This is a genomic window from Streptomyces laurentii (assembly GCF_040635425.1).
GTDB lineage: Bacteria > Actinomycetota > Actinomycetes > Streptomycetales > Streptomycetaceae > Streptomyces > Streptomyces laurentii.
Genome location: NZ_JBEYHT010000004.1, coordinates 104,422 through 119,157, shown reverse-complemented (window position 1 = coordinate 119,157; position 14,736 = coordinate 104,422). Strand labels below are relative to the sequence as shown.

Annotated in this window: 14 protein-coding genes; 10 read left to right on the top strand and 4 right to left on the bottom strand. The window is 74.2% G+C overall.

The features are described from left to right. The first annotated feature begins 139 nt into the window (after nucleotides 1-139). The 9 genes from ABZ693_RS04105 to ABZ693_RS04065 all read left to right on the top strand — a co-directional run bounded on the left by ABZ693_RS04105 (nucleotide 140) and on the right by ABZ693_RS04065 (nucleotide 9,374). Entirely contained in the window at nucleotides 140-1,108 is a 969-nt protein-coding gene (locus ABZ693_RS04105) for an NADPH:quinone oxidoreductase family protein (protein WP_359873087.1), read from the top strand. A 50-nt stretch (nucleotides 1,109-1,158) separates the two neighbouring features. After that, nucleotides 1,159-2,346, top strand: a complete 1,188-nt coding sequence (locus tag ABZ693_RS04100; RefSeq protein ID WP_359873277.1) for an acyl-CoA dehydrogenase family protein — start codon at nucleotides 1,159-1,161, stop codon at nucleotides 2,344-2,346. Continuing rightward, nucleotides 2,343-3,533, top strand: coding sequence for an acyl-CoA dehydrogenase family protein (locus ABZ693_RS04095; protein WP_359873085.1), 1,191 nt, complete (start codon nucleotides 2,343-2,345; stop codon nucleotides 3,531-3,533). The genes ABZ693_RS04100 and ABZ693_RS04095 overlap by 4 nt, the downstream gene beginning before the upstream one ends. Before the next feature lie 120 nt (nucleotides 3,534-3,653). Beyond that, entirely contained in the window at nucleotides 3,654-5,342 is a 1,689-nt protein-coding gene (locus ABZ693_RS04090; protein WP_359873083.1) for an ABC transporter substrate-binding protein, read from the top strand. 23 nt (nucleotides 5,343-5,365) lie between these two features. Beyond that, nucleotides 5,366-6,331, top strand: coding sequence for an ABC transporter permease (locus tag ABZ693_RS04085; RefSeq protein WP_359873275.1), 966 nt, complete (start codon nucleotides 5,366-5,368; stop codon nucleotides 6,329-6,331). After that, nucleotides 6,324-7,160 carry an ABC transporter permease gene (locus ABZ693_RS04080; RefSeq protein WP_359873081.1) on the top strand — a complete coding sequence of 279 codons (837 nt, stop codon included), beginning with the start codon at nucleotides 6,324-6,326 and terminating at the stop codon, nucleotides 7,158-7,160. The genes ABZ693_RS04085 and ABZ693_RS04080 overlap by 8 nt, the downstream gene beginning before the upstream one ends. After that, nucleotides 7,157-8,233: an ABC transporter ATP-binding protein gene (locus ABZ693_RS04075; protein WP_359873079.1), complete on the top strand. Its 1,077-nt coding sequence runs from the start codon at nucleotides 7,157-7,159 to the stop codon at nucleotides 8,231-8,233. The genes ABZ693_RS04080 and ABZ693_RS04075 overlap by 4 nt, the downstream gene beginning before the upstream one ends. Continuing rightward, on the top strand, nucleotides 8,226-8,891 hold the full coding sequence (locus tag ABZ693_RS04070; RefSeq protein ID WP_359873077.1) for an ABC transporter ATP-binding protein: 666 nt from the start codon (nucleotides 8,226-8,228) through the stop codon (nucleotides 8,889-8,891). Before ABZ693_RS04075 ends, ABZ693_RS04070 begins: the two co-directional genes overlap by 8 nt. A gap of 288 nt (nucleotides 8,892-9,179) precedes the next feature. After that, nucleotides 9,180-9,374: a hypothetical protein gene (locus ABZ693_RS04065; protein WP_359873075.1), complete on the top strand. Its 195-nt coding sequence runs from the start codon at nucleotides 9,180-9,182 to the stop codon at nucleotides 9,372-9,374. Between the two features lie 73 nt (nucleotides 9,375-9,447). On the opposite strand, the gene ABZ693_RS04060 is transcribed toward ABZ693_RS04065, so the two are convergent. From ABZ693_RS04060 to ABZ693_RS04045, 4 genes are all read right to left on the bottom strand, one after another. Beyond that, entirely contained in the window at nucleotides 9,448-10,242 is a 795-nt protein-coding gene (locus ABZ693_RS04060; RefSeq protein ID WP_359873073.1) for a VOC family protein, read from the bottom strand. Nucleotides 10,243-10,353: 111 nt separating this feature from the next. Continuing rightward, nucleotides 10,354-11,598 carry a phosphodiester glycosidase family protein gene (locus ABZ693_RS04055; RefSeq protein WP_359873071.1) on the bottom strand — a complete coding sequence of 415 codons (1,245 nt, stop codon included), beginning with the start codon at nucleotides 11,596-11,598 and terminating at the stop codon, nucleotides 10,354-10,356. Between the two features lie 99 nt (nucleotides 11,599-11,697). Further along, nucleotides 11,698-12,585 carry a DUF6585 family protein gene (locus tag ABZ693_RS04050; protein ID WP_359873069.1) on the bottom strand — a complete coding sequence of 296 codons (888 nt, stop codon included), beginning with the start codon at nucleotides 12,583-12,585 and terminating at the stop codon, nucleotides 11,698-11,700. A 118-nt stretch (nucleotides 12,586-12,703) separates the two neighbouring features. Then, nucleotides 12,704-13,249, bottom strand: coding sequence for a PadR family transcriptional regulator (locus ABZ693_RS04045; protein WP_359873067.1), 546 nt, complete (start codon nucleotides 13,247-13,249; stop codon nucleotides 12,704-12,706). Between the two features lie 116 nt (nucleotides 13,250-13,365). On the opposite strand from ABZ693_RS04045, the gene ABZ693_RS04040 reads away from it, so the two are divergent. Continuing rightward, nucleotides 13,366-14,733: an MATE family efflux transporter gene (locus tag ABZ693_RS04040; RefSeq protein WP_359873065.1), complete on the top strand. Its 1,368-nt coding sequence runs from the start codon at nucleotides 13,366-13,368 to the stop codon at nucleotides 14,731-14,733. Nucleotides 14,734-14,736 lie beyond the last annotated feature (3 nt).

The following is a 14,736-nucleotide window of genomic DNA, read 5'->3' as shown; positions in this document are numbered from 1 at the left end:
TCCGGTCGTGGGCCGCGGGGCACGGCCGGGAAGTTTCCGGTACCCGGTTCCCAGGACCCAAGCGACCGCTTAGTATGCGTCGCATCGTGCGCGCGGCACCCGACCGCGCGGCAGGGGACCACGGCACCTGGAGGCCCGCATGCAGGCATGGCGAGTGCGTGAGAACGGCGAACCCGGCGAGGTGATGCGCCGTGAGGAGACCGGCCCGCCCGTGCCCGGCCCCGGGCAGGTGCTCCTGAAGGTGCGCGCCACCGGCCTCAACTTCCCCGACGCGCTGCTCTGCCGGGGCCAGTACCAGGTGCGGCCCCCGCTGCCCTTCACCCCCGGCGTGGAGATCTGCGCCGAGACCGAGGACGGCCGCCGGGTCCTCGCGACGCCCGCCCTTCCGTACGGCGGACTCGCCGGGTACACCGTCGCCGACGAGGCCGGACTGTTCTCCGCCCCGGACGCGCTGGACGACGCCGAGGCCGCCGCCCTCCACATCGGTTACCAGACCGGCTGGTTCGGCCTGCACCGCCGGGCCGGGCTGCGCGCGGGCGAGACATTGCTCGTGCACGCCGCCGCGGGCGGCGTCGGCAGCGCCGCCGTTCAGCTCGGCAAGGCCGCCGGCGCCACGGTCATCGGTGTCGTCGGCGGCGCGGACAAGGCCGCCGTCGCCCGTGAACTCGGCTGCGACATCGTCGTCGACCGGCGAAGCGAGGACGTCGTCGCAGCCGTCAAGGAGGCCACCGGCGGCCGCGGCGCCGACATGATCTACGACCCGGTCGGCGGGGCCGCCTACCAGCAGTCCGCCAAACTGGTCGCCTTCGAGGGCCGGATCGTGGTCGTCGGCTTCGCCAGCGGCACCGTGCCCGCCCCCGCCCTCAACCACGCCCTGGTCAAGAACTACTCGATTCTGGGCCTCCATTGGGGCCTGTACGCCGTCAAGGACCCGGCCGCCGTGCGCAGTTGCCACGACACCCTCACGGAACTCGCGGCCAAGGGCCTGATCAAGCCCTACGTGAGCGAGCGCGTGCCGTTCGCCGACGCGGCCGACGCCGTCCAGCGGATCGCCGACGGCACCACCACCGGCCGCGTCGTCGTCCTGCCGGAAGGAGTTCGCGCATGACCGCCGACCGCGCCAAGGGCACGGCCGCCGAGCCCGCCGAGGGTGCGGCCGTGGAGCCGGTCGACGCGGCCGGACTCGTCGCCCGTACGCGGGAGTTGCTCGCCGCCCACCCGCCCGCCACCACCGACCGCGGCGACTTCCTGCGCGCCCGCTTCGACGCCGGCCTCGCCTGGGTGCACTACCCGGCCGGCCTCGGCGGACTCGGCGCCCCGCGTGCCCTCCAGGCCGTTGTCGACGCCGAACTCGCCGCAGCAGGAGCCCCCGACAACGACCCGCGCCGGATCGGCATCGGCCTCGGCATGGCCGCCCCGACCCTCCTCGCGTACGGCTCCGAGGAGATCAAGCGACGCTTCCTGCGGCCACTGTGGGTGGGGGAGGAGGTCTGGTGCCAGTTGTTCAGCGAGCCCGGCGCCGGCTCCGACCTGGCCGCCCTCGGCACCCGGGCCGTGCGCGACGGCGACACCTGGATGGTCGACGGCCAGAAGGTGTGGACCTCCAGCGCCCATCTGGCCCGCTGGGCGATCCTCCTCGCCCGCACCGACCCGGACCTGCCCAAGCACCAGGGCATCAGCTACTTCGTCTGCGACATGACCGATCCCGGCGTCGAGGTCCGGCCGCTGCGCCAGATCACCGGCGAGGCGGAGTTCAACGAGGTCTTCCTGACCGGCGTACGGATCCCCGACGCCCACCGCCTCGGCGCGGTCGGCGACGGCTGGCGGGTCGCCCAGACCACCCTCATGAACGAGCGGGTCTCCATCGGCGGCAGCCGCATCCCGCGCGAGGGCGGCATGATCGGCAAGGCCGCCGCGACCTGGCGGGCCCGCCCCGAACTCCGTACCCACGAGCTGCACCGCCGGCTGCTCGACCTGTGGGTGGACGCCGAGGTCGCCCGGCTCACCGGCGAACGGCTGCGCCAGCAGCTCGTCGCCGGCCAGCCCGGTCCCGAGGGCAGCGCCATGAAGCTCGGATTCGCCCGGCTCAACCAGGAGATCAGCGCACTGGAACTGGAACTCCTCGGCGACGAGGGCCTGTTGTACGGCGACTGGACGATGGTCCGGCCCGACCTCGTCGACTTCACCGGCCGCGACGCGGGCTACCGCTATCTGCGCGCCAAGGGCAACTCGATCGAGGGCGGCACGAGCGAGGTGCTGCTCAACATCGTGGCCGAGCGGGTGCTCGGCCTGCCGCCCGAACCGCGCAACGACAAGGACGTCGCCTGGAAGGACCTCGCCCGATGACCGCGACCGACACCACGCCCGCTGACGAGGCGGCTTCCGCCGCCGAGACCCACACCGGCACCGGCACCGGCATCGTCCTCGGACCGGTGGCGCCGCCCGCCGAGCCGGACCTGCTGTACTCCGACACCGAGGACGACCTGCGCGCCGCCGTCCGCGCCCTGCTCGCCGACCGGGCCGACGCGCGGACCGTCCTCGCCCGAGCCGAGGGCGACAGCCCGTACCTCCCCGGTCTGTGGGACGCCCTCGCCGGCCGGATCGGCGCCGCCGGTCTGCTCGTCCCCGAGGAGCTCGGAGGCCAGGGCGCGAGCCACCGCGAGGCCGCGGTGGTGCTGGAGGAGCTGGGCCGCGCGGTGACCCCCGCCCCGTACCTCACCAGTGCCGTCATGGCGACCGAGACGCTGCTCGTCCTTGGCGCCCTCGGCTTCCCGGACGGTCCCACGGCGGACCTGCTCGGCGGACTCGCGAGCGGCGAGCGCGTCGCCGTCCTCGCCGTCCCGCTGTCCACCGCCCCCGGTGCCGACCCGGTGACCGGCGGACCCGTCCCGGCCGTCGCGGACGCGGCCGCCGCCGACGTCCTGCTCGTGCCGCGTGCCGACGGGCTGTACGCGGTCCCGGCCGCCGACGCGGTGATCACCCCGCAGGTCCCGCTGGACCTCACCCGCCCGCTCGCCGTCGTCGACGCGCGCTCCGCACCGGGCGTCCGGCTCGCCGACGCCGCCACCGGCCGGGCGGCCGTCCGGCGCGGGCTGCTCGCGGGCGCGGGCCTGCTCGCCTCCGAGCAGCTCGGGCTCGCCGAGTGGTGTCTGGAGGAGACCGTCCGGCACACCCGGGAGCGTCACCAGTTCAACCGGCCGGTCGGCTCCTTCCAGGCGCTCAAGCACCGGATGGCCCGGCTGTGGCTGGAACTGGTGGGCGCCCGGGCGGCCGCCCGGGCCGCCGCCGACGCGCTGGCGACCGGGGCCGCCGACGCCGAGCTGACCGTGGCCGTCGCCCAGGTGTACTGCGCGAGGACCGCCGTGCACGCCGCCGAGGAGTGCGTGCAGCTGCTCGGCGGCATCGGCATGACCTGGGAGCACCCCGCGCACCTCGCGCTCAAGCGGGCCAAGACGGCCCAGACGGCGCTGGGTTCGGCCGGCCGGCACCAGGACGCTCTCGCGGCCTTGGTCGACCTGCCCGCTCCCCGGTAGTTCCCGGCCGACTCCCGGTAAGGGGCCCTGGGTGTCCCCACCCCTCTACATACTGTTTAATTGCAAGCTGTTCGCAAAAACAGTTGATCTTCAAAAGAGTCCCAGAGGGGTGTGGACACCATGGCCGCCCGAATCGCCCGTCCCCTACGGGCCGCGATATTCGCCGGGGCCGTGGCCCTCACCGCGGCCGCCTGCTCCGCCCCCGGCGGCACCACCGGAGCCGGCGGACCGAAGGACTCCGCGGTCGTCGGCGTCGCCTTCGAACCCGACAGCCTCAGCCCCCTCCTCGGCTACGGCAAGGACGGCAACTCCAAGATCTTCGACGGGCTGCTCGCCTTCGACGCGGACATGAAACTGAAGCCCGCCCTCGCCGCCGCCCTGCCGACCGTGAGCGCCGACCGCCTGACGTACACGTACAAGCTGCGCAAGGGCGTGACGTTCAGCGACGGCCGGCCCTTCACCGCCGCCGACGTCGTCTTCACGTACCGCACCATCCTCGACCCGAAGACCAACAACGCCTCCCGCACCGAACTCGACGCCGTGAAGGATGTCCGGGCGGTCGGGGACGACACCGTCGTCTTCACCCTCGCGTACCCCTACGCGCCCTTCGCCGAGCGCACCGTCCTCGCCATCGCGCCCGCGCACATCGCCGGGAAGCAGGACGTCAACACCGGCCCGTTCACCACCCGGCCCATCGGCACCGGCCCCTACGTCCTCACCGGCTGGTCCAAGGGCGAGAAGCTCACCTTCACCGCCAACCCGCACTACTGGGGCGGCGCCCCGGCCGTGAAGAAGCTCACCATGGCCGTCGTCAAGGACGACGACGTCCGCGCCACCCGGCTGCGCGCCGGCGACCTCGACGCCGCCGTCCTGCCGCCCAACCTCGCCGCCGGATTCGCGGACGGCGCCGCGAAGAAGACGTACAAGACCTACCGGGCCACCACCTACGACTACCGCCAGGTCACCCTCCCCAGCCACAACAAGGTCGCCGGTGACCCCGCGATCCGCCGTGCCCTCGACCTCGCCGTCGACCGCCAGGCCATGGTCGACCGGATCCTCGAAGGCGCCGGCAAGCCCGCCTACGGGCCGGTCCCCACCGACAGCCCCTGGTTCGCGAAGGGCACCGAACGCCGCCACGACCTCGCCGGCGCGCGGAAGATCCTCGACGAGGCCGGCTGGAAGCCCGGCCCCGACGGCGTCCGCGTCAAGAACGGCGTCCGCGCCGCCTTCCCCCTCTGGTACCTCTCCGGCGACAAGCTCCGCCAGGACCACGCCCTCGCCTACGCCTCCGACGCCAAGAAGGCCGGCATCGCGCTGACCACCCAGGCCGGCACCTGGGAGGTCATCGAGCCCCGGATGAGGACCGACGCCGTCCTCGCGGGCGGCGGCTCGCCCGGCGACCCCGACTTCGACCAGTACCTGATGCTGAAGTCCTCCCTCGCGGGCGACGGCTTCAACAACATGGCCCAGTACAGCGACCCGGTCGTCGACCGCGCCCTGGAGGACGGCCGCCGCACCGACGACCCCGCCAAGCGGCGCGCCGCGTACGACACGATCCAGCGGCAGCTGGCGAAGAACCCCGGCTACACCTTCCTCACCCACGTCGACCACCTCTACGTCGTCAGCGACCGCTGGGAGACCGGCGCCGGCGGCCTGACCACCCAGGTCGAGCCGCACGACCACGGCCTCGGCTCCGGCCCCTGGTGGAACATCGAGGACTGGAAGCCGAAGGGCGCTCCGGGAGCGGCGAAGACCACCGCTCCCGCCGGGGCAGCGGGCACGAAGGACTCCGGAGGCACCGCGCAGTGAGCCGCCGCCTCCCCTGGGCGGCCATGGCGCGGATGACGGGACGGCGCGCGCTCGCCGCCGTCCCCGTCCTCCTCGCCGTCACCCTCGCGGTGTTCGCCGTCGCCGCAGCCTCCCCCTTCGACCCCGTACGCGCCTACGCCGGCGCCGCCGGACTCACCGCCTCCCAGGAGAACCTCGACCAGCTGCGCGCCAACCTCGGCACCGACCGGCCCTGGCTCACCCAGTGGTGGGACTGGCTGAGCCACGCCGTACGCCTCGATCTCGGCGACTCCGGCGTCATGCGCCAGCCCGTCGCCGACGTGATCGCCGAACGCATCGGCTGGTCCGTGCTGCTCGCCGCCACCGCCTTCCTCGTCGCCGTCACCCTCGGCACCGCCCTCGGCGTCCTCGCCGGCCGGCGCCGCGGCGGCCTCGTCGACCGGGCCGTCAGCTCCGCCGCGTACACCCTCGAAGCCGCCCCCGCCTTCTGGCTCGGCCTGCTCGCCATCTGGTTCTTCTCGCTCACCCTCGGCGCGCTGCCGGCCGGCGGACTCACCGACACCGCCAGCGACACCGTCACCGCCGGCCAGGTCGCCCACCACCTCGTCCTGCCCGCGCTCGTCCTCGGCGTCTCCCAGCTGCCGTGGTTCTTCCTGTACGTCCGGCAGGGCGTCGCCGACGCGCTGGAGGAGGACCCGGTGCGCGGCGCCCGCGCCCGGGGTCTCGCCGAGCGCACCGTCCTCACCGGCCACGCCCTGCGCTCCGGGATGCTGCCCATGCTCACCCTCGTCGGCTCCCGGGTCCCCGAACTCATCACCGGAGCCCTCCTCGTCGAGAGCGTCTTCAGCTGGCCCGGCATCGCCGCCGCCACCGTCCAGGCCGCCGTCTCCGTCGACTTCCCGCTGCTCGCCGCGCTGACCGTGCTGGCCACCGCCGCCGTCCTGCTCGGCAACCTCCTCTCCGACCTGCTGTACGGGCTCGCCGACCCCCGGGTGGGATTCGATGGCTGATCCGCGCACCCGCCGGCTCCGGCTGTGGAGCTCCGCGCTCGTCACCGGGCTCGTCCTCGCCGCCGTCCTCGTCGTCCCGCCGCTCGTCCAGCTCGACGAACAGGCCGTGGACCTCGCGAGCAAACTCCGGCCGCCGTCCTGGTCCCACCCCTTCGGCACCGACGACCTCGGCCGGGACCTGCTGCTGCGCTGCGTCTACGGGCTGCGCGTCTCGCTGCTCGTCGGCCTGGTCGCCGCCCTCGTCGCCACCGTCATCGGCACCGCCGTCGGCGCCGCGGCGGGCGCGCTCGGCGGACGCGTGGACCGCCTCCTCATGCGGGTCGTCGACGGCTTCTCGTCCGTACCGCATCTGCTGCTCGGCATCTTCGTCGTCGCCATGTTCCGGCCCGGCGTCTGGCCCGTGATCGCCTCCGTGGCGGTCACCCACTGGCTGTCCACGGCCCGGATCGTCCGCTCCGAGGTGCTGTCGCTGCGCTCCCGGCCCTTCGTCGACGCGGCGATCTCCGGCGGCGCGTCCCGGTGGCGGATCGCCGTCCGGCACCTGCTGCCCGCGGTGCTGCCGCAGGCCGGGCTGGCCGCCGTGCTGATGGTGCCGCACGCCATGTGGCACGAGTCGGCGCTCTCCTTCCTCGGCCTCGGCCTGCCCAGCCACCAGGCCAGCCTCGGCAACCTCGTCCAGACGGCCCGCTCCTCGCTGCTGGCCGGCGACTGGTGGCCCACCCTCTTCCCCGGCCTGCTGCTCATCGTCCCCACCCTCGCCATCGCCGGACTCGCCGGCGTCTGGCGCGACCGGCTCAACCCGCGCCGCCGATCGGAGCTGATGCTGTGAACGAGCGGATCGCCCACGCCCTGGACGCCGTCACCGCCGAACGCGCCACCACCGCCCTGCTGAGCGTCCGCGACCTGAGCGTGCGCTTCCGGCTGCGGGGCGGGCGCGGCGTCGCGGCCGTCTCCGACGCGTCCTTCGACCTGGCGCCGGGGGAGTGCCTGGCCCTCGTCGGCGAGAGCGGCTGCGGCAAGTCCGTTCTCGCCTCCGCCCTCCTCGGCCTGCTGCCCGCCAACGCGGAGGCGCGGGGCACGGCCTGGCTGGCGGCTTCGGCGGCTTCGGCGGACGCGGCGGACGCGGGGCACAGTGCCGTGTTGCGGGCCGGGGGGCGTCCGGGCCTCGACCTCCTCGCCGCCGACGAACGGACCCTCGCCCGCACCGTACGAGGACGGCTCGTCGGCCTCGTACCGCAGAGCCCCGCCGCCCACCTCACCCCCGTACGGACCGTCCGGTCCCAGCTGGAGGAGACCGTCCGGGAGCTCACCGGCACGCCCCGGCGGGAACGGCGGGCGGCCGCGGAAGCCGCCGCCGAACGGGCCGCCTTTCCGGCCGGGCACCTCGACCGCTACCCGCACGAACTGTCCGGCGGCCTCGCGCAGCGCGCCGCCACCGCGCTCGCCCTGATCGGCGACGCGCCCCTGCTGCTCGCCGACGAACCCACCACCGGGCTCGACCGCGAACTCGTCGACCGCACCGCCGACGAACTGCGCCGGCACACCGACACGGGCAAGGCCCTGCTGCTCATCACCCACGACCTGGCCGCCGCCCGGCGCGTCGCCGACCGGGTGGCCGTGATGTACGCCGGGCGGATCGTCGAGACCGCCCCCGCCGCCCGCTTCTTCGACGGGTCCGGCCCCCGCCACCCGTACGCCCGCGGCCTCCTCGACGCCCTCCCGGAACGGGAGTTCACCCCCATCCCCGGACTCCCGCCCGAACTGTCCAACCTCCCCGAAGGGTGCGCCTTCGCGCCTCGCTGCCCCCGCGCGACCGCCGCCTGCGCCGTCCGCCCCGACATACGGGCCCAGGTCGCCTGCCACCACCCCCACGGAGAGCCGGGAGACGCCGACCGTGCTTGAACTCCACGACGTCACCGCCGGATACAGCCGCCGCGCCCCCGTCTTCCGCGGTGCCTCGCTCACCGTCGCCCCCGGCGAGTCCGTCGGTCTGCTCGGCCCGAGCGGCTGCGGCAAGTCGACCCTCGCCCGGGTCGCCGCCCTGCTGCACCGCCCCGACGCCGGCCGGGTCGTCCTCGACGGTACGGAGATCCGGGCCTGGCGGCACCGCGCCCCGCGCGCCCAGCGCACCGCCGTCGGGGTCGTCTTCCAGCAGCCCCGGCTCTCCGCCGACCCGCGCCTGCGGCTCGCCGACCTGATCGCCGAACCCCTGCGCGCGACCGGCCGGCGCGACGAGATCCCCGAGCGCCTGGCCGCCCTCGTGCCGGCCGTCGGCCTCACCGACGACCTGCTCACCCGTCGCCCGCACGAGGTCAGCGACGGCCAGCTCCAGCGTGCCTGCCTGGCCCGCGCCCTGATCCTGCGTCCCCGCTGGCTGATCTGCGACGAGATGACCGCCATGCTCGACGCTTCCACCACGGCCGCCCTGGTCGCCGCCGTCGAGACCTACCGCGCCGAGACGGGCGCGGGGCTCCTCGCGGTGGGGCATGATCGCGTTCTGTTGAACCGGTGGTGCGACCGGACGCTGGACTGGGCGGAATGCCTTGTGGAGCAGGGCTGACTGGTCGGTGGGCCTTTGTCGTGTGCGGGGGGTGGGGTTTCGGGGGTTGAGGTTCTGGTGGGCTTCTGGTGTGGCCGCCTTCGTTCCGAGAGTCGCGCCTTCCGCCGAACGAGGCTCGATCTCCTTTCGCGGCCGGCCCCCTCTCATGCTCATCCGCCGTCCGCAACTGGAGGCGCCGGTGAATCCACCCGGATGGCCGCCCCGCCGCGCGGGCGGGCGGGGCGTGCATTCCGTCACACTGTCGGCCAAACGCCGCAATTCGGTCGCGGCGCGAGGAGGGTGAGCGCGATGGCCATTTCCATTTCCGTGGTGCTGCTTCTGCTGATCATGGCCGTGATCTTTCTCCGCAACGGCGGACTGAAGATCTCCCACGCCCTGGTCTGCGCCTTGCTCGGCTTCTACCTGGCCGGCACCAGCATGGCCCCCACCATCCACGAAGGGGCCACCGCCACCGCCAACGTGATCTCCAGCCTCAGGCCCTGACCCCCGACCACCGACGCACGGATGCCCGGAGCCCCCGTGGCCCCGGGCATCCGCCCGCTGTGGTCCGCGGAGGTCACTCCATCTCGGGCATCTCGCCGACCGTCGTCTTCATGTCGAGCACCGCGAACGCCGCGCCCTCCGGGTCGAGGATCGCCGCGAAGCGGCCGAACGGGCTGTCCTGCGGGCCGAACACCGTGCGGCCCCCGGCCCGCTGCGCCGCCTCGACGGCCTTGTCGCAGTTGTCGACGGCGAAGAAGATCTGGACGTACGACGGGACCTCGGGCGGGAATTCCGAGCCCATGACCATGCGGCCCAGCGCGGGACCGGAACCGGTCTCGAAGACCCGGAAGTCCATCTGTTCGTCCTTGACCTTCTTCGAGCCGTAACCGAAAACGGCCGTGAAGAACGCGTCGGACTTCGCCGGTTCGCGCGTGAACACCTCGGCCCACGCGTAGCCGCCCGGCTCGCCCCGCAGTTCGAAGCCCTCGTGGGAACCCGCCTGCCAGACGCCGAACGCCACCCCGGCCGGATCCGTCGCCAGGCACATCGTGCCGAAGTCGCCCACCTGCATGGGCTCCATCAGCACCGTGCCGCCCGCCGACTTGATCTTCGCGGCGGTGGCGGCGGCGTCCGGCGAGGCGAAGTACAGACACCAGGCCGACTTCGGCTCGCCCTGCTGGCCGGGCATCGGCGGGACGACCGCCGCGACGGCCTTGCCGTTCTTGTAGGCCTGGGTGTAGTTCCCGTACTCCGAGGACGATTCTCCGAAGGTCCAGCCCAGCACGTCGCCGTAGAACGTCTTCGCGCCCTCGACATCGCGGTACATGGCGTCGGCCCAGATCGGCGTACCTTCAGGTGGTGAGGCCATGGGAATGACTCGCTTCCGATCGATGACGGCATTTCGTCTCCATCGGCCACGCTAACGAGGGTCGGCCCGGTCCGCTCGGTGACGCCGCGTGGCGGCCGGGCGAGGTGAGGCTCAGACGCGCGCGAAGATTCCTATCCCGTTCGGCACCGGTCGCTCGGCGCCCCCGCTCGGATGGTTGCGCACCGTCACCGACGGTTCGCCCGGTGTCCGGCTCACCAGGGTCGACGAGCCACCGCCGTCCAGACTGAACGCGTCCCGTGCCCCCTCCGCCTTCATCAGCGCCGCCACCTCGGCGACCGTCATCCCGGCCCGCCACTCCGGCGCGCCGTCCAGAGCCATGAGCAGCAGCCGGTGTCCGCCGTCCGTGCCGCCCGCCGCGGAACGCACGGCCGCCGTGGTGTCGTCGAGCCCCGGCAGCGGTACCCCGGCCCGGAGCAGCGGGTACCCGCCGACGGCGAACCGGTACGGGACCGGGGAACCCTCCGCCACCAGACGGTGGCGTATGCGGACGGGATCCCCGACGGCCAGCGACCGCAGCCGCCCGGCGCCCGCCTCCCGCCCCACCAGGACCTCGGTGCCCTCGGCGATCGGGCCGCGCCCCGGGGTGTCCGCGACCGCCACGACCCGGCCGTTCCGCACCGTCACCTCGTACGCGGCCGTGGTGCACGGCGCGGCCCGGTCGAGGTCCGTCCCGCACACCGCGCGGGCCCGGGAAACCGGGCCCCAGCCGGAGGTGAAGACGCCGACGGACCCCACGGGCAGCGCGTACTGGTTCAACCCGCCCAGCGGATACGAGCCCGCCGGGTCGGTGACCGCGCCGTCCAGAACGAGCCGGCCCATCCGAGCCCGGTGGTCCACCCCCACCCCGAACACCTCGCGCGTCCCCGTCCCCGGCGGCAGCGCGGGCCCGAACCGCTGCCCTCGCGGCACCGCCGCCTTCAGCGCGCGGCCGGCGGCTATCGCCGGGCCGACCGTGGCACCCGTCGCCTCCGTGCCCGGATGCTGCGTCTCGGAGATGTTGAAGAAGTCCCCGTTGATCCCCGCGACCGCCCCGCGGGTGTCGGCGAGCCGGGAGACCGGTTCCCGCGCCGCGACCGCCCCCGGGTACAGCAGATCGACATCGGCCCCCGGGGCCCGCAGGTCCACCGTCAGCAGATGCACCCGGACCGTCCCGTGCGCCGCCGCCACGTCGAACGTGCGGTACGCGACCCCGGGCGCCGGCCTCTGCCACGCTCCCGTGTCCGGCGAACCCGCCGCGCCGTGAGCGCCCGGCGCGAGGCCCCACACCACCGCGCACCACACGAGCAGCGCGGCGACCACCGTGCGCGGCCGCGTCCCCGCGGATGTGTACGTCACAGGCCCTCCCCCGAACCTCTGGTGTCCCCGCCTCCCCTGACGTCCTCTCGAATGTCCCAAAGCATCCAAAGATTCACCAGACACCCGTTCGGGTGAAACTCAGCGGCGGAACTCGCGGGCCTGCGGGCACAGCTCCTTGACCAGTGCCCAGAAGACCGGGAAGTCGGGGATCTCCCGCGACTCCCGTGCCCAGCGGCCCGCCCCGGCCGCCCGCACCACCACCAGCCCGTCCCCGCGCCACTCGCACCGCCGTACCCGCTCCCAGGGCGCTGTCCCCGACGGCAGCCCGATGCCCGCCCCGTCCAGCACCACCTCGCCGAACGCGACGCGCTCACCCGCCTCCAGCGCCGCCACGGCCGGTGCCAGCGCCCGGCGCACCGTCTCGTCCAGGACGATCTGGGCCAGTTCGCGGACCTGGGAGCCGTCCGACGGCGCGGCCGTCTCCTCGTCGAGGAATCCGCCGACCGTCACCTCGCGCGACCCGCCGACGCTCAGCCGGTACGCGTAACGGGTGCCGGTGTAGCCGCCGTCGACGCTGGTGCGGGTCACGTCCTGGCGCATCGCGGTGACCGCCCGCCAGGGCACCGCCCGGGCCCCGCCGTCCGTGCCCGGGCAGACCAGACCCCGCTCGTAGAGGTAGACGTACTCCGCGGGCCGCAGCGCCGACCCCGCCCGGGCGGGTCGCGGCGCACGCCACAGCAGCACGGCGAAGATCCCGAACGGCAGCAGAAGCAGCGGGATGCCGAGTCCCTGCCCGACCAGCCGGGTGCCGAGCACCGCCGTCCCCAGGCATGCGCCGGCGAGCAGCAGCACCACGAGCGGCCGGGCGCCCCGGGCCCGGTCGGGCCGGTCGGACGGGTCGGACGGGTCCGACTCGCGGTGCCGGGCGCGAAAGGCCCGCAGATAGACGCCGAGACCCGCCTCGCGCGCCGCGTCGGTCGCGGCCTCGCTCGGCGGCGGAACGGTCACCCGGTCGCTCTCTCCCATGGCGCACCCCCGTTCCGCATGATGACAGCGGCTCACGGCCGGTGTCAGGCCTTCCGTCACGATCCGCCGGAAGTCGGGACAGATCGCGACGGCCGGGCGCGGCCGAGGGGACCGTCCGTCACCTCGATTCCCCTGCCACCGGGGCCTCCAGGGCGTGGATGGTCTCGGTCAGCCAGGCCCGCTCCTCGGTCCCGGTCGCGCGCGCGATGCGCAGCATGCCCTGCCGGAACACGTCGGGGGCCTCCTCGGCGCGTACCGGCTCGCCCTCCCGGTAGAAGAAGCTGGTCGGGGCGTCGAGGAACGCCTGGCGGCGGCGCAGGACGGCGGCCTGCCCGGCGCGGTCCGGCAGATGACGCAGGAACGAGAGCAGGGTGAAGAAGCGCTGCCCGTCGGTGATCTCCACGTCCTTGGGGCCGCTCAGCCGTGCCAGCAGCCGGGTGCGGCCCGCCGGGGTGAGGGACAGGATCCGGCGGGTCGTGGCGCCGCTGCCGGGCTCCGTGCGCTGGTCGACCAGGTCCGCCTTCGCCAGCCGGGTGAGAGCCGGGTACAGCGCGCCGTCGCTCACCGGGCGGACATGGCCGCTGAGTGCCTGGATGCGCGCCTTCAACTCGTAACCGTGCAAGGGCTCCTCGTACAGGAATCCCAGAATCGACAGCTCCAGCATGGCCGCCCTCGCCTCCCTCGTCCGCGCGCCGGACGGGGCACTTGTCCATCCGATGACGGCATGTTACCTCTATGCGATGCATCTCGAATCGAGGTACATCGAAACGAGGGGGAATCATGAAGGCCGCGGAACACCGCCGTTCACTCGCCCGGCTCGCCGGGCCCGTCTACGTCGAGCTCCTCGCCGGAGTCGTCGCCGGGATCATCAACATGGTCTGGGTCGCCCGGCTCGGCGCCGGCGCCGTCGCCGCGGTGGCCGTCGCCACGAACGTCGAGAACCTGCTGCTCGGCGTCGTCCTCGTGGCCGGCTCCGGCACCACGGTGCGGGTCGCCGGAGCCCGGGGCGCGGGGGACCCGGCGGCGGAACGGTCCGCCGTACGCGGCGGCTGGGCCCTGTGGGCGCTGATCACCCCCGTGGTCGCCGTCGGCGGATACCTGTGCCGCGAGCCCCTCGCCCGGCTGGTGCTCGGCGGTGCGGACGAGGGACACTCCCCGGCCCTCGCCGCCGCGTACTTCTCGATCGCGCTGCCCGGCATCGCGGTGTTCTTCGCCGGCCACGTCGTCGACGGCATCCTGAAAGGGCGAGGCGACACCCGTACGCCGATGAAGCTCTCCGTGCTCGCCAACGGGCTGATCCTCGTCCTGGACCCCGTCCTCATCCTGGGATACGGCATGGGCGTCCGCGGAGCCGCCGTCGCCACCGTGCTCGGCCGGACCGCCGCACTCGTCTGCGGCCTCGCCGTCCTGCGCCGAGGATCGACCGCACGGCGGGACACCGCCCCCGGGTTCCGGCGGCTCGCGGCCGACGCCCGCCGGACGGCCGCGATCGGCCTCCCGATGGCCGCGGACTTCCTCACCCGGATGGCGGGAGCGCTCGCGCTGGTGTCGGTCGTCGCCCGGATCGGCGTCGGCGAGGTGGCGGCGTACGGGATCGCGACGAAGGCGATGTACGTGGCGACCATGGCGTTCTACGCGGTGCGCCAGGCCGCCGCCATCCGCACGGCGCACCAGCTCGGCGCCGGGCGCGACGAGCGGCGGGCCGTCGGACGCCAGGCCCTGATCCTGTCCGGCGGCCTCGGCGTCGCGGCGGCCCTCGCGCTGTCGACCGCCGGGCCGTGGATCATGGCGGGCTTCGGCGCCCGGGGCGCGGTGGCCGAGGCCGGTGCCCTGTATCTGCGCTGCGTCGGCCCCTACCTGGTCCTGCTCGCCTGCTTCATCGCGCTCGGCGGCGTGTTCGAGGGGAGCGGCCGCAGCCCGGCGCTGGCCCGGATCACCGCGTGCGGCACGGTCGCGCAACTCGTCTGCGCGTACGCCCTGTCGGGGTGGGGGCTGCCCGGGATCTGCGCGGCCATGGCGCTGGCGATGGCAGCCCAGTGTGCCGCCCTCGTGCCCCTGTACCGGAGCACGGGCGGCCTCGTGGCCGTGCCGGTGGCGCCCGTCACGGCTCCCGGCACGGGGACGCGTGAGGAGCGCCGTACCTCATGAAGG

Bases quoted from the DNA above. Each gene is read 5' to 3' on its own strand.
- ABZ693_RS04065 (WP_359873075.1), top strand. From the start codon at position 9,180: ATGGCCATTTCCATTTCCGTGGTGCTGCTTCTGCTGATCATGGCCGTG.
- ABZ693_RS04045 (WP_359873067.1), bottom strand. From the start codon at position 13,249: ATGCTGGAGCTGTCGATTCTGGGATTCCTGTACGAGGAGCCCTTGCAC.
- ABZ693_RS04050 (WP_359873069.1), bottom strand. From the start codon at position 12,585: ATGGGAGAGAGCGACCGGGTGACCGTTCCGCCGCCGAGCGAGGCCGCG.
- ABZ693_RS04090 (WP_359873083.1), top strand. From the start codon at position 3,654: ATGGCCGCCCGAATCGCCCGTCCCCTACGGGCCGCGATATTCGCCGGG.
- ABZ693_RS04095 (WP_359873085.1), top strand. From the start codon at position 2,343: ATGACCGCGACCGACACCACGCCCGCTGACGAGGCGGCTTCCGCCGCC.
- ABZ693_RS04060 (WP_359873073.1), bottom strand. From the start codon at position 10,242: ATGGCCTCACCACCTGAAGGTACGCCGATCTGGGCCGACGCCATGTAC.
- ABZ693_RS04105 (WP_359873087.1), top strand. From the start codon at position 140: ATGCAGGCATGGCGAGTGCGTGAGAACGGCGAACCCGGCGAGGTGATG.
- ABZ693_RS04085 (WP_359873275.1), top strand. From the start codon at position 5,366: ATGGCGCGGATGACGGGACGGCGCGCGCTCGCCGCCGTCCCCGTCCTC.
- ABZ693_RS04040 (WP_359873065.1), top strand. From the start codon at position 13,366: ATGAAGGCCGCGGAACACCGCCGTTCACTCGCCCGGCTCGCCGGGCCC.
- ABZ693_RS04080 (WP_359873081.1), top strand. From the start codon at position 6,324: ATGGCTGATCCGCGCACCCGCCGGCTCCGGCTGTGGAGCTCCGCGCTC.